Source organism: Bradyrhizobium canariense (assembly GCF_900105125.1).
Classification (GTDB): domain Bacteria; phylum Pseudomonadota; class Alphaproteobacteria; order Rhizobiales; family Xanthobacteraceae; genus Bradyrhizobium; species Bradyrhizobium canariense_A.
Genome location: NZ_LT629750.1, coordinates 2382383 through 2401104, shown reverse-complemented (window position 1 = coordinate 2401104; position 18722 = coordinate 2382383). Strand labels below are relative to the sequence as shown.

Genomic DNA, 18722 nt, shown 5'->3' with positions numbered 1-18722 from the left:
AGCCGGCGTTGGCTGTTGAGCAAGTACGATGCCGGGCATCGTCGCTGATTTTCTTCCACCCTTCTGTCAGCCTGCAACTCCAGTCGGAATGTGGGCCGCTGCCTTCGTGGTCGCGGCGGACACGCTGCGGTTGCATCGGGAAAATTCGCTCAATTTTCTCCAAGAAAAGGACAGCATCTATGACGAAATTTGACGACGCCGGAGGGTTATCGAGGCCATCGAAATGATGCTCAAGAACCCGCCCGGGATGAGGATGGTAAGCGATATATCAACGTCAATGTTAAAAGGCACACCAGTGTTAATGAGAACGGGCGGACCAGCGTGAACGTGGCGATCGTGCTGATACGAAAAGCCACATTTATGGCTCCTGCTGAGGGGATAGTCGGAGATCGCCGATTTAGTTAGGGGAGCGTTCCTTGTCCAAGGATCCGAATCGCGGTGCGACGACTGTAAGATCGTCGTCTGTTGTACTGTTTCCCCAGCAGCCCGCCCTGCAACTGATCTACGACACAGCGCCGATCGGTCTCGCCTGCCTCTCTCCCGACTGCCGCTATCTGCAAATCAATCAGCGCCTCACTGAAATATGCGGCATTTCCGTTGAAGATCATCTGGGGCGCACGGTGAGGGATTGTGTACCGGCTCTGGCCGAGTCCGTCGAAGCCATCGTTGGATCGATCATGGAGACCGGCGAGCCGGTGACAGGCATTGAGGTTACCGGCCAGCGTGCCGATCAAACTGACGAGCGGTTTTGGATCACCTATTGGCATCCGCTCCGTAGCCCGAGTGGCGAAATTGTCGGCGTCAACGTCGCGGCCGAAGAGATCACCGAACGTAAACGCGCGGAAGCAGCGCTGCAGGCAAGCGAGCGTCAGTTTCATACCTTGGCCGATTCGATTCCCCAACTGGTGTGGATGGCCGAAGCGGGAGGCAAGATCTTTTGGTTCAACAATCATTGGCACGAGTATACGGGCACATCGGGCGGGGGCGCCGGTTCTCACGATTGGCAAGCTATCCTTGCGCCGGCCTCGCTGCCTGAAGCCCGGAATTGTTGGCGACAAGCCCTGGAATCCGGAAGCGCACTGGAAATGGAGTTATCACTGCGCAGCAAGGATGGACGGTATCGCCCATTCCTGACGCGTGTCATTCCGCTTCACGACTCGGCTGCGGCTATTTACGGCTGGATCGGTACCCATATCGATATCAGCGAGCGCAAGCGCAGCGAGCTGGAAATACGCAGCGCCAGAGACGCGGCCGAGGCCGCGTTGCGAAATTTACGGGAAACCCAAAACTCCCTGATCGAAGCGGAAAAACTGGCGGCACTTGGGCGGCTGGTGGCAGGCGTTGCGCACGAGATCAACAGTCCGGTAGGCACCAGCCTGACCGTGGCGTCGTCGCTGGAACGCAAGATCGCTACGATCGCGACGGAACTCGAGCAGGGCAATCTTAAACGATCGAGCCTGAAGCAGTTTCTCGAGGTCAGCCGCGAGGCATCGTCGCAATTAGTCACCAATCTCAACCGCGCGGCCGAACTGATCCAGTCATTCAAGCAGGTGGCGACCGACCGCAATTACTCGAACCAACGCGTTTTCGACCTCGGCGATCTGACCGAGCAGATTGTCTTGAGTCTGCGGCCGGGCCTGGGAAAACAAAATCTCACCCTCAACCTGGAGTGCCAACCCGATCTCACGATGAACAGCTATCCCGGTCCCTACGGACAGGTACTGACCAATCTCTTTCTCAATTCGGTCGCGCATGCGTTTCCCGATGGCCAGGGAGGAACCATCGACATCAAGGTGCAAGCGTGCGGGGAAGGCGATGCCGAAGTTCTTTTCTCTGACGATGGCTGCGGGATGGACCTCGATATCAGGCGCAAGGCGTTCGACCCCTTCTTTACGACGCGTCGCGATCAAGGCAGCACGGGTCTCGGCCTGCATATCGTCCACAGCATTGTCACGAGCTGTTTGGGTGGCCAGATCAATCTCGACAGCGAGCCCGGCAAGGGAACGAAAGTCCAGCTCATCCTGCCGCGAGCGGCGCCGGGGGCGCCGGTGGCTCAATAGTGCGCCGGAGACGTCAAAGCTTTTGCGCCGTCCAGTATCCCGAACATCGCGCACTTCCCGCATAGCCGCTCCAAGTGCCCTGTCCGGAGTTCTTCGTCAGCCTGCCGGAACCGGCTGCATGCTTGTCCTGGACGGTAACGGATGCGCGAACCCGGCCGCTTGCGGTTACCCTGCCTTTGAACCTCACGAGGTTTGGATGGCTCACGATTCCGTCAGATATATTGACGTTGAAATTGTAGGTCGGATCGCATGCGCCCTGACGCGTCACAAAGACGAGGCTCCAGGTTCCGTCATAGGTCGATCCCGCTTTTGCTGCAGCGACGGAAGGGCCAGATAGAACGGCTGCAATTGCGCAAATAAGGCTGACGTATCTCATGACAGGTCCTCTTCCGTTAGACGAGAAAGACGGCGCGATCTTTCGCAGATATCATCGACCAGCCGATGCCTAATGAGGTCGGTGGTGTACCAGGCACTATCATCGATGCACCGGCATCCCGCAATTGCTGAGTCGTTGCGATGTGCGTGGCACGTGCGGACGGAAATGGTCAGCTGCCGCCATCGGCGTTGTTGACACGAGCAGCGAAGTCGTGCCGCACGCTGCCAGCGCAGTGAGAAATAATGCCAATCGGTCTTGGACGATGGAGCGGTGGTGATAATATCGGGGGCGGCGTGGATACCGCACAAAATCATCGTTTTTCGAATGTACAGCCTTCCTTAACCGGCTTTGATATCAAGGTACTGGCTTCGCGAGTGCAAGATCACCGTCCGCCGATGGGCGGCGCGGATACTCAGGAGGCATAGACGATGGAGAACCATCCCCTTCACCGCACGGTCACACGACGGCGGCTGCTAGGTGCGGCAGGCGTCGGAGCCTTGGCGCTCACCAGTCCAGGCATGGCGCAAACGACGGTCGATCTTCCGCTGCCAGGTGGTCCCGGCGCGCGGCCGATCACGACCGCATTTCCGCAGAAAGGGCCCATGATCCTGCAGCGGACCCGTCCGCCGTTGCTGGAAACGCCGTTTGAGGTGTTCGACAAAGGGGCGTTCACGCCCAACGATCAGTTCTACGTGCGCTGGCACTGGGCGGTCATCCCGACCGATATCGATGTCGGCAAGTTCAACTTGACCGTGCGCGGTCATGTGAATCAGACCTTGTCGCTGTCACTTGACGATATTCTCCACGGACTACCAAATGTCCAGCTCGCTGCGGTGAACCAGTGCTCCGGCAACTCGCGGGGTTTCTTCGAGCCTCGCGTGCCAGGCGGCCAATGGGCGAATGGCGCCATGGGTAATGCGCTCTGGACGGGGGTGCGTCTCAAGGACGTCCTCGACAAAGCCGGCGTGAAGCCGGGCGCCTTGCAGGTACGTTTCAAGGGCATGGATGAGCCGGTGGTCGCAGACGCGCCGCATTTCCTAAAATCGCTGGATATCGACCATGCGCGCGATGGCGAGGTGATGATCGCCTTTGCCATGAACGGCGAGCAACTTCCTCTGGTGAATGGATTTCCGCTGCGGCTGGTGGTGCCGGGCTGGTACGCGACCTATTGGGTCAAGATGTTAACCGACATCGAAGTGCTGGATCAGCCCGATACGAATTACTGGACAAAAGTGGCCTACACGATTCCGGATACGCCTTATGCAAGCATCAAGCCGGGCGAGACCGGCGTGAAGATGGTTCCGATCAACCGGATGGTGCCGAGATCCTTCGCCACGAACATCGCCTCCGGCAGCAAGGTCAAAGCTGCCGCGCCGACGACATTGCGCGGCATTGCCTTCGGCGGCGACTGCGGGGTGGCGAGGGTCGACTACTCCATCGATCGTGGTCAGAGCTGGCGAGAGGCGCAGCTTGGAAAGGATGAAGGCGACTACGGATTCCGGCAATGGCAGGCGCAGGTCACGCTGCCAGCGCCAGGCGACTACAGTCTGTTGGCCCGCTGCACCAACACCAGCGGCGTGGCGCAGCCTGATACTCCAAACTGGAATACCGCCGGTTTCATGCGCAATGTCGTGGAATCGGTTGATATCACCGCGATTTGACGGAGTATTCAAAGTGTCTCGCAATCTGCTGTGCGCCGTCATCATCCTCCTGGGTGTGTCATTGCTGCCCCACGTCTCGTATGCGGGCGCGGCCTTCGAACTGAAAAGCGTGAAGATCGATCTTCCCGACAGCGACCGGATGTTTCCCGACGGACCGGGGTCGGACGCGATCAATAACAACTGCCTGGCGTGTCATTCAGCCGGCATGGTGTTGAACCAGCCAACCCTGTCGAAGCAGGCCTGGGCAGCCGAAGTCAACAAGATGATCAACACCTATAAGGCCCCGGTAGCCCCGGAGGACGTCGCTGCAATTGTCGATTATCTGACCCGGATGAAGAGCGGCGGATAGCTGGCCATTCCGTCGTCCGTGCGATGTGAGCGTAATGCAGGGCGCAGGGCGCCGCTCATCGCGCGAGAACATCCCTATAAATCTGGTAGCCCCGTCAGCCGGGAGGCTTAATCCCCGCGGCTGACGAATATTTAGACCGGCCTTCTGCGATCATTTGATAACTGAGCAGGTCACGAAATCATCGGTACGTGGAACGTCAAGCGGCCTTGGCGGCCAATTCCGGGCCGGCGGTTTCCATCGCCCTCATATACATATCGAGCAGAGTGTCGCGCTCGTCTCGCTCATCCTTATCCTGCTTCCTCAGCTTGATGATTTCCTTGAGAATTTTCACGTCAAAACCCTCAGCCTTGGCTTCTGAAAAGACTTCCTTTTTCGACTCGTTCAATTCCTGCAGTTCGGTGTCCAGATGTTCGATCCGCTCTACGAAAGAACGGATCCGTCCGCCGGGAATGCTGATGTCAGACATGGTGCCTCGCTGTTGAATGAGATCGTGAAAATGAACGCAAAGAAATGACCAATGCGTTAACGCAAACCAGAACGAAACGAGTGCAACACGGCGGTACTGCACGCGATTGTACTGCTTCGAATGAATTCGGCGCTGTTTCGCTTTTTCCAAGACGTGGTGGTGGTGCTGAGCGTCGCGCGTCATTGCCGCCGTTCGCTGCTTGGTTCTGCAGAATTTGAAGAGTGTACGCGGTTACAGTTTTCGTCCGAATGAAAATGCAAAAGCCAATCTTTGCGACCAGCGCGCTCAATTTCGCAGAATGCCGGTCATGGAATGCCCGTAGGATGCCGAGGTAAAGCGGACTTGCACGGCCGGCGTTCCCGGACGTTTGCGACAGGGGCATGGTTGCAGACTACCCGGGCGGTAATTTAGAGTGTTGTGCGGCCGGCGGAGGAACAGCGATGCAATTGCGGGACTTTGGGCGCACGGGAATGCAGCTCTCGGTGCTGGGCTTCGGCTGCGGCGCGGTGGGCGGATTCATGGTACGCGGCGATCCTGCCGACCAGGAGCGTACCATCGCGCGGGCGATCGGCGCTGGCGTGAACTACTTCGACACCGCGGTGCAGTACGGCAATGGTGAATCGGAAAAGAACCTTGGCCACGTTTTGCAAACGCTGAAGCCAGCCAACGTAACCGTAGGCACCAAGGTTCGGTTGCCGCCCAGCGAGTTCGGCCGCATCGCGGACGCCGTAACGATGTCGCTCGAAGGCAGTCTGGCGCGATTGCGTCTTGACCGGGTCGACATCTTTCACCTGCACAATCCGATTACCGAGACCGGAGGCGGATTGGCGCTGAGCGTCCGGCAGGTGCTGGACGACGTGGTACCGGCGTTCGAACGCTTGCGTCAGCAGGGGAAGATTCGCTTCCTCGGGATTACGGCAGTAGGCGACACCGCGGCACTGCAGCAGGTAATTGATGCTCGCGCCTTCGACAGCGCCCAAATCGTCTATAACATGCTCAATCCATCTGCCGCCGAGGAATTGCCGATAAACTATCCGGCGCAGGATTATGGACGATTGTTCGATCACACCAAGGCCGCCGGCGTTGGTGTCGTCGGCATCCGCGTTCTCGCCGGCGGCGCACTGTCGGGCTCAGCCGAGCGCCACCCGATTGCGAGTCCGGCGCCCGAGCCGATTGGTTCGGCGATGAGCTACGACGCCGATGTCGATCGCTCTCGGCGCCTGATCCCGCTGGTAAAAGAAGGGTTCGCCGCCAGCCTGACCGAAGCCGCCACGCGGTTTGCGCTGTCTCATCCGGCAATGGGCACCATCCTGGTCGGTATGGCGACGCCGCAACAGTTCGAGGACGCACTCGCCGCGGTCGAAAAAGGCCCACTACCGCGGGCTGCGCTCGACGGGCTGTCAGCACTGAGGCAGGCATTCTCGGGTGAACCACGATGATCAGCGTCGGCTTCGGTGTCAGTGGCCCTTGGCCGTGTAGATTTGGTAGAAGGTGGTAACGATCTCGAAAGCGATCAACACAACCACGATCAGTTCCAGGCGCAGCGATCGGCGAGTATCGATGATGTCCGCAAGTGTGTTGGCCGTTTCCGCCACCACGGCGAGCTTCCGATTGAGCGCGTCCACGCGTTCCTTGAGCTCATACTCGTCTTCGAGGCGAGCATAGAGCCGCTCCAGGTCCGGGCGGTCCCATAGTGCATCCGGCTTCTCGCCGATAGCGACGCGGCCGGATACCCGATGTTGGACCAACAGCGCGTTTCCGATCAGCTGCAAGACGCCCTTTCGGTTTCTTCGGGTTCGTCCGTGGTCCGCCAGTTCCTTCGCAAAGGGCTCAACAATCTCGAGCACTTTCGCAACTTCGCGTTCGCCATCGGCAAGCACGACGCTCTTCGCCAGGACGTCGGCAACGACCAGAAGCCTTTCCGGCGACATGTCCAGCAGCTGAATCGGTCCTCCCACCTGAACCTGGTCCTCCGGATCGCCGGCGAGCGCCACAATCGCGGCTTCCTCCTCAAAGCGCGCCAGCTTGCCGCCGATTCGGGGGTTCAACTTTTCCAGAAAGCCGTTTTCATCGCTTGGCGAAAGCCCGATCAGCACCACGACGCCATAGCGGAAAAGAACAGCCATGCCTGTCTTGGCGACCTTGACCGCGAGCGGGACTGCCGAAAGAGCCTCACCTTCGAAGCCCATGGTGTTGATCCGATCTCCAACGTGCAGGGCGTGTACGGTAACCCGTGTACCCATTGCGGCCGGAATGAATTCGGGTTTGGTCATCACACCGTCTCCTCAGGAACCACGTCTGCCGGCAGCGCGTACCCGTGCCGGCAGCATATCATCATTGTTTCAGGCTAAGGAGATGGCGGCCGTTGCTTCTCTGAGGACTTGAGCCGCGTCGAGTGGACGATCCTTGCGGCGAGGGCGCGTCATCGGCCGCGCCCAGGCCATGCCGCCAACGCGCCATCCGTCACGGAGCATCTTCTGCTCGGAAACAGACGTTACCCGACTTACAGACGCAGAGCCCTTACGAGGATCCAGCTGTCTTCGTCCGTTCACACAGATGCAATATTCATTGTCCTGATAGGGACTATCGAGGAGAAAAAGATGAGCGAAGAGAATTCTAACCTTGATGACCTCCAAGCTCGCTACAGGTCAGCCGTTGAGAACTGGATCTCTGCCATTCGCAAGGAAGAATCGCTGGCGTCCGTAAATCATTCGGTTTCGGAAATCGACCAATGGGAAAAAGCGGGATTCGATGAGGACGAGATGCGTAAAATCGCCAAAGAGGCGAAGACGAAATATGAAGATGCGTTGCGCGCGAAGTTTTTCGGGTTTTGACGCCGAAAGAAATTGAATTCGATCATCCATCTGAAAGTCGGAGACAAGAATAAGCGGCCGTGGCACGTCGCTCATTCATTTCGCTGGCATGCTTTCGCCCGAGCCAATGGCGCCATGCCTGTTTTAAAGCAAGCTTTAGCGCTGTCCTCAATGCTTTTCCTAACATCGTGAAAGGCCGCGACGCGTTTCGCGGCTGCTTTCGTATTTGAGGATCTGGGCGCTTTTATCCGCACACAACGCGAGGATGATACCAGGTCGTCATATCTTTCGGAGGGAAGTGAGCTTGGGAAGCTTACCTCGCCACTGCATTCCCTGCAGGTGAAGCCGGGCGACGGAAGTTCGCACCTGGATGTGTTGGATGCAGCGACGCGTCTCGTCCTGGAAACAGTTTTTCGCGAAGGGTGCCCTGGCGATAGGCCGTCTTGTAGACGCCACGAGATTGCAGTTCCGGGACCACGAGGTCGACGAATCCATTCAGCGATTCCGGCATGACCAGACGGAAAAGGTTGAATCCGTCGACGTCTGTTTCATCCGCCCATGCGATCAACTCGTCCGCCACGTCCTGCGGCGAACCGACCACGAACGGTGAGCGCGCGCCGACGCGGCTGAGTGTGGCGAGGTCTCCGATCCGCACCGGCTGTTCGCTTCGGAGCGTGAAGTTCTCGACCATCGATTGGATTGCGTTGCTCTCGACATACTGCACGGCCTGGTCGGGGCGATAGGTGGAGAAATCGATGCCGGTCCAGCCGGAAAGCAGGGCGAGTTGCCCGCTTTGGTCGACATAGCGGCGGTAGTCGTCGAGAATATCGTTGGCTTCGGCGCGTGTCGGAGCAACGATGACGGTTGCGCCGGCGAACAGGCGAATGTCGTAGGGATCGCGGCCGAGCTCCTTGGCTGCGGTCCTGATTTCGCGAACAGTCCTGGCGAGTATGGGTTTGGTCTGGCCGTTGAGGAAGATGGCTTCGGCATGCTTGGCGGCGAAAGCGCGACCGCGCTTGGATGCTCCCGCCTGATACAACAACGGCGTGCGCTGTGGTGAGGGCTCGGCCAGATGAATGCCGTCTACACGATAGTATGGCCCTTCATGCCGCACCGCGTGAACTTTCGCAGGGTCGGTAAACACGCGCCCGTCGCGGTCGCGGCGTACCGCATCATCTTCCCAGCTGCCTTCCCACAATTTGTAGACAGCGGCCAGAAAGTCCTCGGCCGCATCATAACGGTCGTCGTGGGCGCGCCCGGATGCAAACCCCATCCCGCGTGCGCCGCTGTCGAGATATCCCGTGACGATATTCCAGCCGATCCGTCCGCCGGTGAGATGGTCTAGCGTCGAAAAGCGCCGAGCTAGCTGATAGGGATGCTCGAACGTGAGATTTGATGTGATGCCGAACCCGAGATGCTTGGTGACCAGCGCCATGGCTGACACGATTAGGGCTGGTTCGGCGTTCGGGAGCTGGACCCCATGAGTTACGGCCGTGTTCGGATTGCCGCCGAAGACATCGTAAACGCCGAAGACGTCCGCAAGGAAGATGCCGTCGAGAAGTCCTCGTTCCGCGATTCTTGCATATTCGACCCAGTAATCGAGGGTGTTGTAGTTGATCGATGCATCGCGCGGGTGCGACCATAGGCCCGCCCAGTTGTGGCTGGGCGCTGTCATGCTGAATGCGTTGAAGCGGAGTTCTCGAGAACGGCTCATGACAGGCAGGTGGTGTCCGGATTGGGTGCGCAACATCGCGTGTGACGTATCTAACACCATATCGCGGCTGTTTTATTTCCAATTCACCATGCGCGAGCGGAAATCCTCCTACTGTCGGGTCTGAATTTAGCAACGTATCGCCGTTTGTGATTGAGATCGCGCGGTGATCAGCCGTGGTCCGAGCGAATGGCTTTCTGTTCCAAACGCAATCGTCTGGCGATGCCCGATGATGATCGATGCGTATTGAAGTGAGAGCGGTTGCGACGTCCATGAATCACGGAATAATCATTCAGATCCGCGTCCGATTTGGATCGAAATGCCTACGCTGATTTTTTCAATCTACGGCGAAGGTGGTCGCCGAAAGGTTTCACCTCTCGCGGCAGACCAAGAACAAATAACAATCTCGTTGTGCGGAAGATCGTCTCGTCTACTATCCATACAGATTTTCGGAAGGAACGATCGAGATGATGATGGCACTCATTCGTATGGCGCGCGTCGCCGGCTTTTTGCTTGCACTTACCGCAGGGGCGTTCGCGGACCAGCCTCTCAAGATCGCAACCAGCGCCGGGCCCGTTGGGCAGCTGGTCTCATTTGCCGCCAAGCTTGCCAACGACAAGGGTATTGATGTCAAAGTGATTGAGCTGACCGACTGGGTCGCGCTGAACGAAGCCGTCTACAGCGGCGATGTCGACGCCAATCTGTTCCAGCACGGAACTTATCTGGCGCTTCAGAACAAGCAGCGCGGCTTAAATCTCGTTCAGGTCGATAAGGTCGGGGTGATCGCGCCCGTCGGGCTGTTTTCGAAAAAGATCAAAACACTCGACGAGATTAAATCCGGCGACTCCGTAGCGATTCCCAACGAGCCGCTCAACGGTGCGCGCGGACTGATTCTGCTGGAGCGTGCCGGCCTGATCAAGCTCGCGCCGGGCAAGGGGTTTTCGGTCAGCAAATTGGATATCGTCGAAAATCCGAAGAACTTGAAGATCATCGAGCTCGACCCTGCCCAGACCTACCGTTCGCTCGACGATGTCACGCTCGCGCTCGTCAACATCACCTATTTGCTCGCGGCCGGCGGTGATCCGAAATCGGCGTTGATCATCGACCGGACCGTTGATGACGGACTGGTGCTGCGCTTCACGGCGCGCCCGGACAAGCAGGACGATCCGAGGCTGAAGGCCTTCATCCAGGTATTCAAGTCACCGGAGGTCAAGCAGTTCATCGAGGAAAAGCTGCCGGCGTTCATCCCGGCTGGCTTCGACACCCAGTCTCACAGTGCTACAAGGTGACATTGGATCGGAGGCGTTGGCCGCCGAACTACGAGGAGAAGCTGCCTTTTCTGCTCCGGGGCGGGGGGAGTTCCGACCTGGTTGACCCGGCGACTCCAGCAACGCCGCGTCGCCATCTTGGAACTAACTGGTTGTCGCGTGGGTGCGCGTTGAAATTACCTCCATCATCGCGTAACCCACGCGACATGCCTGAACCAACCGCATCCGGGGGGCGGGCCGTCCTCAAATTTGGTAGCGGTCGTCGTGCAGTCGCGCTGTGGCCCATCCCATGAGGCGGAGATGTGGTCGCCCGGCTGGCGAAAACATCAGTTGAAATAGTCCGGCAGCGCAAAACCATCGTAGAATCTGTTCGAGCGGATCGCAGATTTGAACGTATCGGATGTGTAGGCGGCAACGATATCCTTGGACCACTGCTTTTCGCTATTTCCCTGTCGTATCGCTACAACGTTGCGATAGGGGGCGGTCATTTTCTCAAGTGCCAGCGCATCCGTTAGCTTCAGGCCGCTGTAGATGGCAAAGTTGCCCTGGATGGCGACAAAGTCGACATCATCAAGCGCCCGGGGTCCCTGGGCGTTCTCGAGGGGAACGAGCCTGATCCCGCTGGGGTTCTTGATGACGTCAAGCTCGGTGACATCCACGGGATTGTTGTCCCTGATTTCGATCCAGCCGAGGTCGCGCAGGATCCAAAGCGCGCGCTGAAGATTGACGGGATCGTTTGGTACCGCGACCGTCATGCCGGCTTTCACCGTGACATCACGCGGGTGTTTTTTGGAGTAAAGTCCCATCGGGGGCGTCGGCACCGCGACGATGCCCGCAAGGTCAGTTTTGTTATGGTCATTGTAAGAGTTCAAGAACACCGCGTGCTGCATCACATTGGCGTCGATGTCGTTGCGGAAGACCGCGGTATTTGCTTCGAGGCCGGTGCTGAACTCGTAATACCGCAGGCTATAACCCTTCTTCTTGAGTTCTGGCTCGACGCCGGCCTTGAATTCGTCGATGTAGGGACCGGGCACGAAACCGACCTTGATTTCCGTTTTGGGTGCGTCCTGTGCGATGGATGGTCTGCCGATAAAGGCGCTGGATATCAGAAAAGCCGACAGCAGGAGAAAACTCGTTCTCTTCATATTTAACTCGGTACGTTGTGGGAGGGCTCTGTCCGTCGGAGGTTACGCGACGTCGTTGACGCCGGGCGACCAGTACGGGGCGGATCGCCAGATCATGCGATCGCCTGAATCGTATCCGCGAAGATACTTTCAGGCCTGGTGAGACCGTAGTGATCGCGCAATGTCGTTCCGGTGTAATCGTCACGGAACAGGCGGCGTTTGCGCAGGATCGGAACGACCTGCTCGACAAACAGGTCAAATCCGCCAGGCAGCCATGGCGGCATGACGTTGAAACCGTCGGCGGCGCCGCCTTCGAACCACGCCTGAATGTTGTCCGCGATCTTTTCCGGTGGGCCGGCGATTACCCAGTGGCCGCGCGCGCCTGCAAGGCGCTGCACAAGCTGCCGGATCGTCGGCCGTTCGCGGTCGACGATGTCGATGACGAGCTTGAAGCGGCTGGCAACGCCCTGTGCGCTCTGCGTGTCGATCAGATGCCGTGGGAATGGTCCGTCGAGATCGAAGCCCGAAAGATCGAGCCCGATCATCTGGCGGAGCTGGGTCAACGAGTATTCCGGCTGGATCAACGCATTGAATTCGTCCTGCAGGCGATCCGCTTCCGCCTGCGTGCTTCCGATGAAAGGACTGATGCCAGGCAGGACCTTGATCTGGTCGGGACTGCGATCGAAGACGCGGGCTTGCCGCTTGATGGCGGTATAGAATTCCTGCGCGCTTGCAAGCGTCTGATGCGCGGTGAAGATCGCCTCGGCGAAGCGGGCGGCGAAAGCGCGCCCGTCGTCGGACGAGCCTGCCTGCACATACACCGGCCTGCCTTGCGGCGGCCGTGAGATGTTCAGTGGTCCCCGAACCCGGAAATGCTTTCCTATGTGATCGATCGTATGAACCTTGCCGGTATCGGCAAAGATGCCCGACGCGGGATCGTTGACAAGCGCTTCGTCCTCCCAGCTATCCCATAGCCTGGTGACGACGTCGATAAATTCCCTTGCGCGCTCGTATCGCTCGCCGTGGGGAGGATGCTCGGGCAACCCAAAATTCTGCGCCGCCTGCGGCGCGCTGGTGGTGACGATATTCCACCCTGCGCGGCCCCCGCTGATATGATCGAGCGAGGCAAACAACCGGGCGAGATTATATGGCTCCATATACGTCGTCGATGCCGTGGCGATCAGGCCGATACGGCTTGTGACGGCGGCGATGGCTGAAAGCCAGGTGATCGGCTCCAGCCGGAATCGTTGCGCGTAGCGCACATTGTCGGCGAGTGCCGGGCCGTCGGCGAAAAAGATCGCATCGAATTTGTGGGCTTCGGCGCGCTTGGCCAGTTCCTGATAGTAGCTGATGTCGAGCACGCGGTCCGCTGCGGACCCCTTATAGCGCCACGCCGCTTCGTGGTGGCCACCCGGATAGATGAAGAGGTTGAGGGCAAGCTGCCGCCGATCGCTCATGTCCGAAAACTCTCGTTTGTTGATCTGCAAGATGGGAAGAGGGGGTCACGCGGGCAGTTTTGGCTCTTTCAATGATCCGTCCGGCTTCCGTGCGAAGGCAAAGCGCAGATACCGCTCCAGTCTGATCCCTTCGGGTGTACGCTTGGCTTCGACAAGGCGGGCAAACGCGATGCGCACTTGCTCGCGCTCGGATCGGGAGAAGCCGTCCAGAAAATTGCCGAAAGCGTTGCTTTCCGACCATTTGAACTGGGAGTCGGCATCGCTGTGCACGTCAACCAGCGATCGCATGTCGCTGCGGTAGTCGACGAAGCCGCCCGCCGCGAACAGGGCCTTGAGTTGCTCTTGAGTCACGCCGAAGACGGGATGGGTTTCCCGATGCCGGTCGCCTAAGCCGGCTTGCGAGATGGCGGTCCGAAGGAAAACGCGGGATTCGTGCAGCTTCGACGGGTCCTGAACGTTGAGCCCGAGCCGGCCGCCCGGCTTGAGCACGCGGTGGATTTCCCGCAAGGCGCGTTCCTTCTCCTCGATCCAATGAAAAACACTGTTGAGGTAGACCGCATCGAACTGGCTGTCGCTGAAGCGGGACAGGTCCTCGGCACGACCGGTCTCGAACGTCAGCGTTTTCGACTGCCGTAACCGCGCAATCTCGGTGCGGCTTTCAAGCGGATCAATTCCGATGACGCGGCCCTGCGGTCCAACCAGGCCAGCGACGAATTCTGCAAGCCGTCCTGTTCCAGTGCCGATGTCGAGAACATGCTCTCCCGCTTTTAGCGCCAAGGGACCGATCAGGAACTTGCCGTGATGGAATTGAACGATGCCGGCCTGTTCGTAAATATGGGCAAGTTCCGGTGTATCTCGTTGAAGGTTGATGGTAACGCCGAGCTCTGACATTTCCGATATCCATCAATCGCCGTGGCGTTGCTCCGTTGGCGGAGCGACCGGCATTGCCTGTCGTTTGAGCGCGCACCGCTGCGCCTTGGACTCTACGTGCTCAGTCGCGACAATGTCGATGAAATGAATTTACGTTGTTGCGCGAGATCTGAGCATGAATCTAGTGATTTGATCCCGAATAGAAGATGCCTGCAATTCGCGTCGTTCCGGCGCCTTTGAAACAACTACCGGGGGCTCGCACGAAGCAGTCCAGTGTCAGCGACTTGAATTCTGGCCGGCGATAGATGCATTTCGTGTTGGTAAAGCCGCCATCGTCGCAAATGTTGCGGTGTCTGCACCAATGGCTAAGCGATCATTGCGTGCCCGCGGGAACAACGCTGGCTTCGTTTCAGTGACTGACGATCATGCGATTCGACGATTTGCGGGCGTCGTTCGGTAATGCCCATGCGCAACGTCATGTCCGGGGTCCAATTCATGCCGAAGTCAGATCTCGCATTTCATCTCTCTGCGGTATGCGAGCGCAACTATTTCCCGGGGACTGCGAAGTTTGGAACGTATTTCCGACGGAGGTGAGTTAGCATCCTCATACTCTGTATCGAAGTTGCATCGGAGCAGCTTGAGCATTGAGGTCCCAAGCGAACCCGTTGCGCAGCCAGGATAGCTGACAGACGATCCGCGCAGAGGACTGGCCAAAAACCACATCGTTTCTTCTCCGCCGTCGTACCAGCGACCGGCGAATGGCGGAGCATTGTCCGGCAAAAGGATCGCGGCTTTGGAGCACGACCATGACTCAAGCGAGCGTCATCGATAACGTCATTCCGCGCGCGGATATCATCCAACGCGCCGCGCGTCTCGGTGCTGAAATCAGGAATATCCAGCTGTCGGGTGAGTTATCCGACCAGACGGTCGCTGCCATCAACAGGGTGCTGCTCGAACACAAGGTCATATTCTTCCGCGATCAGAAACACCTCGATGACGGGGAGCAGGAGCGTTTTGCCGTCCGGTTGGGAAGGCTGGTTCCGCATCCAACGGTCGGTGCAACGAAGGGAACGTCTTCGATCCTCGAACTCGACTCCAGCCGGGGCGGGGGACGTGCCGATCAGTGGCATACCGACGTCACCTTTGTGGACGCCTATCCAAAGATTTCCGTGCTGCGCGGCGTCGTCATCCCGCCGTTTGGCGGCGATACGATCTGGTCGAATACGGCTGCCGCCTATCTCGATCTGCCTCCGCCGCTGCAAAGGCTGGCCGATGAACTCTGGGCCGTACACAGCAACGCCTACGACTACGCCGTAAAGTCGCGGGCTACCGAGGCCGACAGAAAGCATTTCGACGAGGTCTTTACCGGAACAGTTTATGAAACCGAGCATCCGGTCGTTCGGGTTCATCCCGAGACTGGCGAACGCACCCTGGTGCTTGGCAACTTCGTCCAACGCTTCGTGGGTCTGTCGAAGAGTGACGGCCAAAAGCTGTTCGATCTGTTTCAGTCACATATCACCGCGCCTGAAAATACGGTGCGGTGGAGCTGGAAAGCCGGTGACGTGGCGATCTGGGACAACCGCGCCACGCAGCATTATGCCGTGAACGATTACGGCGACCAGCACCGCGTCGTACGCCGTGCCACCATTGATGGCGACGTGCCGGTCAGCGTCGACGGTCGCCGCAGCGTGACCCGCATCAAGTCGACCAGGCCGCAGGCTGCGAAAGCCGCTTAGTCCAGCTCCCGCAACTGAGGAAATCGGAAATGACATTCTTGTTTCGATCAAGGAATCCGGCGCGCGCTGTGTCGGAAACAGGCGCTGCGAGAAAGGCGTTGTACATTCTGTGGGCTACCTTGTTGACTTTGGGCTTCAGCTGGCAGGCCCAGGCTGAACCGCTGGAAAAGACCGAGGTGCGTTATCAGGGCTGGGCTGGCCAGGTGACGTTTCCGGAACTGGCCGAAGACCTCGGCTATCTGGCGCCGCTTAAACTCAAGTGGGTCGGCAACACGATCAGCGGGCCGCAGGATATCCAGACGGTCGTGACCGGCGACGTCGACATTGGCGGCGCGTTCTATGGCGCGATTATCAAACTGATCGTGGCGAAGGCGCCGATCAAGGCGGTGGTCGGCTACTACGGATCCGATGCCGACACCTATAATGGCTACTATGTAAAGGAGGACAGTCCGATCAAGTCCGCACGCGACCTGATCGGAAAGAAGGTCTCGGTCAATACGCTGGGTGCGCATCTCGAATTTGTGCTTCGTGAATATCTGGCGCGCAATGGCCTCAGCGCCGCGGAGGCAAAGCAGGTCACGTTGGTCGCGGTGCCGCCGGTCACGGGCGAGCAGGCGCTGCGCCAGGGACAGGTCGATGTGACCACGCTCAATGGGATCTTGCGCGACAAGGCGCTGGAGCGCGGCGGAATCCGCAAGCTGTTTGCCGATACGGATTTGTTCGGCAATTTTACGGGCGGCGCCTATGTTCTCCGCGACAGGTTCATCAAGGATAACCCCAATACCTCCCGCAAGCTGATCGAAGGGGTTTCGCGTGCCATCGCCTGGGCACAGACGACCCCTCCAGAGGAGGTGCGAGCCCGGTTTGAAAGGATCATCGCCGAACGCAAACGGAACGAGGACGCGTCGCCTATCAAATACTGGAAGAGCACCGGAGTCGCCACCAAGGGCGGGCTGATCGGCGATCCGGAAGTGCAGGTGTGGATCGACTGGCTGGTGAAGGACGGTCTGCTCAAGCCGGACCAGCTCAAGGCGTCGGATATCTATACCAATGCGTTGAACTACTACCGTCCGAACAAGACGGCGGACGCAGAATGAGCGCGGTCAAGATCCGGTTCGAGCAGGTCCGCAAGGAATTCCTCGTCCGCAGCGAGACCGGAGGAGCGGCGCGTCACTTCACGGCTCTGGACGATATCACGCTGGAGGTAAAGTCCGGCGAGTTTCTCGCTCTTGTCGGGCCGAGCGGCTGCGGGAAATCGACGTTGCTCGATTTGCTCGGCGGACTGACGGCTCCGACCAGCGGCCGCATCCTGCTCGACGGCCGGCCGATTACCGGACCGGCGCGCGATCGCGGCATCGTCTTTCAACAATACGCCTTGTTCCCCTGGCGCACGGCAGCGCAGAACATCGAATTCGGGCTCGATATCGCAGGTTTCAAGGCCATGGAGCGCCGCGAGAAAGCGCGGCAATATCTCGATCTGGTCGGCCTGTCGGCCTTCGCCGACCGGTATCCGCACGAGTTGTCCGGCGGCATGAAACAGCGCGTCGCAATCGCCCGCAGCCTGGCCTACGATCCAGAGGTCTTGCTGATGGACGAACCTTTCGCGGCGCTCGATGCGCAGACGCGGGAAACCCTCCAGGGCGAGCTTCTGCGCATCTGGCGTAGCACGGGCAAGACCATCGTCTTCATCACCCATGGCATCGACGAAGCGATTGTTCTTGGTCAGCGTGTGGCTGTCATGACGTCACGCCCGGGACGGATCAAGGATATTGTCGAGATTCCCGAAGTTTTGCGCAGCGAGGCGGATGATGTCAGGTCGCTTCCCACGTTCGGCAACGTCCGTCACGAGATCTGGACGCTGCTGCGTGAGGAAGTACTGAAAGTTCAGCAAGGGCAATTGGCCGAAGAAGAAGGTGTGCTCCGGACAGGGAATCCCATAGAGGAGGCCGCGCATGTCTAGCCTGGAAATGCTGCCGCTGTTGGAGCTTGCGCAAGGCCGTTCGTCGTCGCTGGTCGGCGCAGGCGATCATGTCTCGCCGGCAGGTACGAGGTTACGCGCCATCGTCCGATGGCTCGGTGCATTTGGGCGAAGGTCGGCGCTGTTGGTCATCTTGCTGGCGGTATGGGAGGCCGTCCCCCGGTTGGGACTGACCGACCCGGCGTTCTTCCCGCCGTTTTCGGAAGTGATGCGTGCGGGATGGCAGCTCGCGCAAAGCGGCGAGCTCTACGATGACGTCGCAGCCAGCCTGTTGCGTGCCTTGAGCGGATTTTTCATCTCCGTCGTGTTGGTGGTCCCGCTGGGGCTGGCCGTCGGCCGGTATAGCCGGCTCGGCGATCTGCTCAATCAGATCATCGAAATCTGCCGCAATACCGCGCCGCTGGCGCTGCTGCCGGTATTCATTCTTCTGTTGGGAATCGGCGAGACATCGAAGATCACCATGGTGATCTATAGCTGCGCCTGGCCCTTGCTCCTCAATACCATCGTAGCGGTCAAACAGGTCGATCCGCTGCTGATCAAGTCCGCGCGGACGATGGGCGCCACGCCGCAACAGCTGTTTCGGAAGGTGATCCTGCCGGCCTCTCTTCCCATGATCTTTGTCGGCATTCGCCTTGCGAGCGCCGCCGCCATGCTGGTGCTGGTGGCATCGGAGATGGTCGGGGCGAAGGCCGGTCTTGGCTACCTGATCATCTACAGCCAATACAGTTTCCTGATCCCGCAGATGTACTTCGGCATTCTGGGAATCACCGTTATTGGCCTCGTGTTCAATGCCGTGCTCGAGGCGCTGGAAAGATACTTCATGCGCTGGAAGGCGCCGGTCACGTGAGACCGG

At 58.9% G+C, this 18722-nt stretch carries 17 protein-coding genes and 1 pseudogene; 12 read left to right on the top strand and 6 right to left on the bottom strand.

Features of this window, described 5'->3' with window-relative positions; genetic code table 11:
- The first annotated feature begins 28 nt into the window (after positions 1-28).
- From BLV09_RS37210 to BLV09_RS11590, 5 genes and pseudogenes are all read left to right on the top strand, one after another.
- The gene (locus tag BLV09_RS37210) at positions 29-193 is read left to right on the top strand and encodes a hypothetical protein (RefSeq protein WP_157809821.1); all 165 of its coding nucleotides are present in this window, start codon (positions 29-31) and stop codon (positions 191-193) included.
- 223 nt (positions 194-416) lie between these two features.
- A pseudogene (locus BLV09_RS38470) lies at positions 417-842 on the top strand (PAS domain-containing protein); the annotation flags it as partial.
- Positions 822-2060: a sensor histidine kinase gene (locus tag BLV09_RS38010; protein ID WP_283806866.1), complete on the top strand. Its 1239-nt coding sequence runs from the start codon at positions 822-824 to the stop codon at positions 2058-2060. The pseudogene BLV09_RS38470 and the gene BLV09_RS38010, both read left to right, overlap by 21 nt.
- 804 nt (positions 2061-2864) lie before the next feature.
- Complete coding sequence (locus BLV09_RS11595) at positions 2865-4097, top strand: molybdopterin-dependent oxidoreductase (RefSeq protein WP_146687385.1); 1233 nt, start codon at positions 2865-2867, stop codon at positions 4095-4097.
- 13 nt (positions 4098-4110) lie between these two features.
- On the top strand, positions 4111-4446 hold the full coding sequence (locus BLV09_RS11590; protein ID WP_433994390.1) for a c-type cytochrome: 336 nt from the start codon (positions 4111-4113) through the stop codon (positions 4444-4446).
- A 196-nt stretch (positions 4447-4642) separates the two neighbouring features.
- Here the strand turns inward: BLV09_RS11590 and BLV09_RS11585 are convergent, their stop codons facing one another.
- Positions 4643-4912 carry a DUF2312 domain-containing protein gene (locus BLV09_RS11585; RefSeq protein WP_079543670.1) on the bottom strand — a complete coding sequence of 90 codons (270 nt, stop codon included), beginning with the start codon at positions 4910-4912 and terminating at the stop codon, positions 4643-4645.
- A gap of 440 nt (positions 4913-5352) precedes the next feature.
- Between BLV09_RS11585 and BLV09_RS11580 the strand changes: the two genes are divergently transcribed.
- Complete coding sequence (locus BLV09_RS11580; RefSeq protein ID WP_167558703.1) at positions 5353-6351, top strand: aldo/keto reductase; 999 nt, start codon at positions 5353-5355, stop codon at positions 6349-6351.
- 18 nt (positions 6352-6369) lie between these two features.
- Here BLV09_RS11580 and BLV09_RS11575 read toward each other — a convergent pair whose 3' ends face one another.
- Positions 6370-7185 carry an RMD1 family protein gene (locus BLV09_RS11575; RefSeq protein WP_146687383.1) on the bottom strand — a complete coding sequence of 272 codons (816 nt, stop codon included), beginning with the start codon at positions 7183-7185 and terminating at the stop codon, positions 6370-6372.
- Between the two features lie 327 nt (positions 7186-7512).
- Between BLV09_RS11575 and BLV09_RS11570 the strand changes: the two genes are divergently transcribed.
- On the top strand, positions 7513-7746 hold the full coding sequence (locus BLV09_RS11570) for a hypothetical protein (RefSeq protein ID WP_100386758.1): 234 nt from the start codon (positions 7513-7515) through the stop codon (positions 7744-7746).
- Positions 7747-8038: 292 nt separating this feature from the next.
- Here BLV09_RS11570 and BLV09_RS11565 read toward each other — a convergent pair whose 3' ends face one another.
- Complete coding sequence (locus tag BLV09_RS11565) at positions 8039-9439, bottom strand: LLM class flavin-dependent oxidoreductase (protein WP_146687382.1); 1401 nt, start codon at positions 9437-9439, stop codon at positions 8039-8041.
- Positions 9440-9909: 470 nt separating this feature from the next.
- On the opposite strand from BLV09_RS11565, the gene BLV09_RS11560 reads away from it, so the two are divergent.
- Entirely contained in the window at positions 9910-10725 is an 816-nt protein-coding gene (locus BLV09_RS11560) for a MetQ/NlpA family ABC transporter substrate-binding protein (RefSeq protein WP_244549048.1), read from the top strand.
- Positions 10726-11030: 305 nt separating this feature from the next.
- Here the strand turns inward: BLV09_RS11560 and BLV09_RS11555 are convergent, their stop codons facing one another.
- The 3 genes from BLV09_RS11555 to BLV09_RS11545 form a co-directional block, all read right to left on the bottom strand.
- Entirely contained in the window at positions 11031-11849 is an 819-nt protein-coding gene (locus BLV09_RS11555; protein WP_146687381.1) for a MetQ/NlpA family ABC transporter substrate-binding protein, read from the bottom strand.
- A 92-nt stretch (positions 11850-11941) separates the two neighbouring features.
- Positions 11942-13285: an LLM class flavin-dependent oxidoreductase gene (locus BLV09_RS11550; RefSeq protein ID WP_146687380.1), complete on the bottom strand. Its 1344-nt coding sequence runs from the start codon at positions 13283-13285 to the stop codon at positions 11942-11944.
- 45 nt (positions 13286-13330) lie between these two features.
- Positions 13331-14176: a class I SAM-dependent methyltransferase gene (locus BLV09_RS11545; RefSeq protein WP_146687379.1), complete on the bottom strand. Its 846-nt coding sequence runs from the start codon at positions 14174-14176 to the stop codon at positions 13331-13333.
- Between the two features lie 785 nt (positions 14177-14961).
- Between BLV09_RS11545 and BLV09_RS11540 the strand changes: the two genes are divergently transcribed.
- From BLV09_RS11540 to BLV09_RS11525, 4 genes are read left to right on the top strand one after another with little or no spacing between them, the layout of a single operon-like run.
- Entirely contained in the window at positions 14962-15891 is a 930-nt protein-coding gene (locus BLV09_RS11540; protein WP_146687378.1) for a TauD/TfdA dioxygenase family protein, read from the top strand.
- 29 nt (positions 15892-15920) lie between these two features.
- The gene (locus BLV09_RS11535) at positions 15921-16988 is read left to right on the top strand and encodes an ABC transporter substrate-binding protein (protein WP_146687377.1); all 1068 of its coding nucleotides are present in this window, start codon (positions 15921-15923) and stop codon (positions 16986-16988) included.
- Positions 16985-17851, top strand: a complete 867-nt coding sequence (locus tag BLV09_RS11530) for an ABC transporter ATP-binding protein (protein ID WP_146687376.1) — start codon at positions 16985-16987, stop codon at positions 17849-17851. The genes BLV09_RS11535 and BLV09_RS11530 overlap by 4 nt, the downstream gene beginning before the upstream one ends.
- Positions 17844-18716: an ABC transporter permease gene (locus BLV09_RS11525; RefSeq protein WP_174556535.1), complete on the top strand. Its 873-nt coding sequence runs from the start codon at positions 17844-17846 to the stop codon at positions 18714-18716. The genes BLV09_RS11530 and BLV09_RS11525 overlap by 8 nt, the downstream gene beginning before the upstream one ends.
- Positions 18717-18722: the final 6 nt, after the last annotated feature.

Bases quoted from the DNA above. Each gene is read 5' to 3' on its own strand.
- BLV09_RS37210 (WP_157809821.1), top strand. From the start codon at position 29: ATGCCGGGCATCGTCGCTGATTTTCTTCCACCCTTCTGTCAGCCTGCA.
- BLV09_RS11595 (WP_146687385.1), top strand. From the start codon at position 2,865: ATGGAGAACCATCCCCTTCACCGCACGGTCACACGACGGCGGCTGCTA.
- BLV09_RS11585 (WP_079543670.1), bottom strand. From the start codon at position 4,912: ATGTCTGACATCAGCATTCCCGGCGGACGGATCCGTTCTTTCGTAGAG.
- BLV09_RS11580 (WP_167558703.1), top strand. From the start codon at position 5,353: ATGCAATTGCGGGACTTTGGGCGCACGGGAATGCAGCTCTCGGTGCTG.
- BLV09_RS11575 (WP_146687383.1), bottom strand. From the start codon at position 7,185: ATGACCAAACCCGAATTCATTCCGGCCGCAATGGGTACACGGGTTACC.
- BLV09_RS11570 (WP_100386758.1), top strand. From the start codon at position 7,513: ATGAGCGAAGAGAATTCTAACCTTGATGACCTCCAAGCTCGCTACAGG.
- BLV09_RS11565 (WP_146687382.1), bottom strand. From the start codon at position 9,439: ATGAGCCGTTCTCGAGAACTCCGCTTCAACGCATTCAGCATGACAGCG.
- BLV09_RS11560 (WP_244549048.1), top strand. From the start codon at position 9,910: ATGGCACTCATTCGTATGGCGCGCGTCGCCGGCTTTTTGCTTGCACTT.
- BLV09_RS11555 (WP_146687381.1), bottom strand. From the start codon at position 11,849: ATGAAGAGAACGAGTTTTCTCCTGCTGTCGGCTTTTCTGATATCCAGC.
- BLV09_RS11550 (WP_146687380.1), bottom strand. From the start codon at position 13,285: ATGAGCGATCGGCGGCAGCTTGCCCTCAACCTCTTCATCTATCCGGGT.
- BLV09_RS11545 (WP_146687379.1), bottom strand. From the start codon at position 14,176: ATGTCAGAGCTCGGCGTTACCATCAACCTTCAACGAGATACACCGGAA.
- BLV09_RS11540 (WP_146687378.1), top strand. From the start codon at position 14,962: ATGACTCAAGCGAGCGTCATCGATAACGTCATTCCGCGCGCGGATATC.
- BLV09_RS11535 (WP_146687377.1), top strand. From the start codon at position 15,921: ATGACATTCTTGTTTCGATCAAGGAATCCGGCGCGCGCTGTGTCGGAA.
- BLV09_RS11530 (WP_146687376.1), top strand. From the start codon at position 16,985: ATGAGCGCGGTCAAGATCCGGTTCGAGCAGGTCCGCAAGGAATTCCTC.
- BLV09_RS11525 (WP_174556535.1), top strand. From the start codon at position 17,844: ATGTCTAGCCTGGAAATGCTGCCGCTGTTGGAGCTTGCGCAAGGCCGT.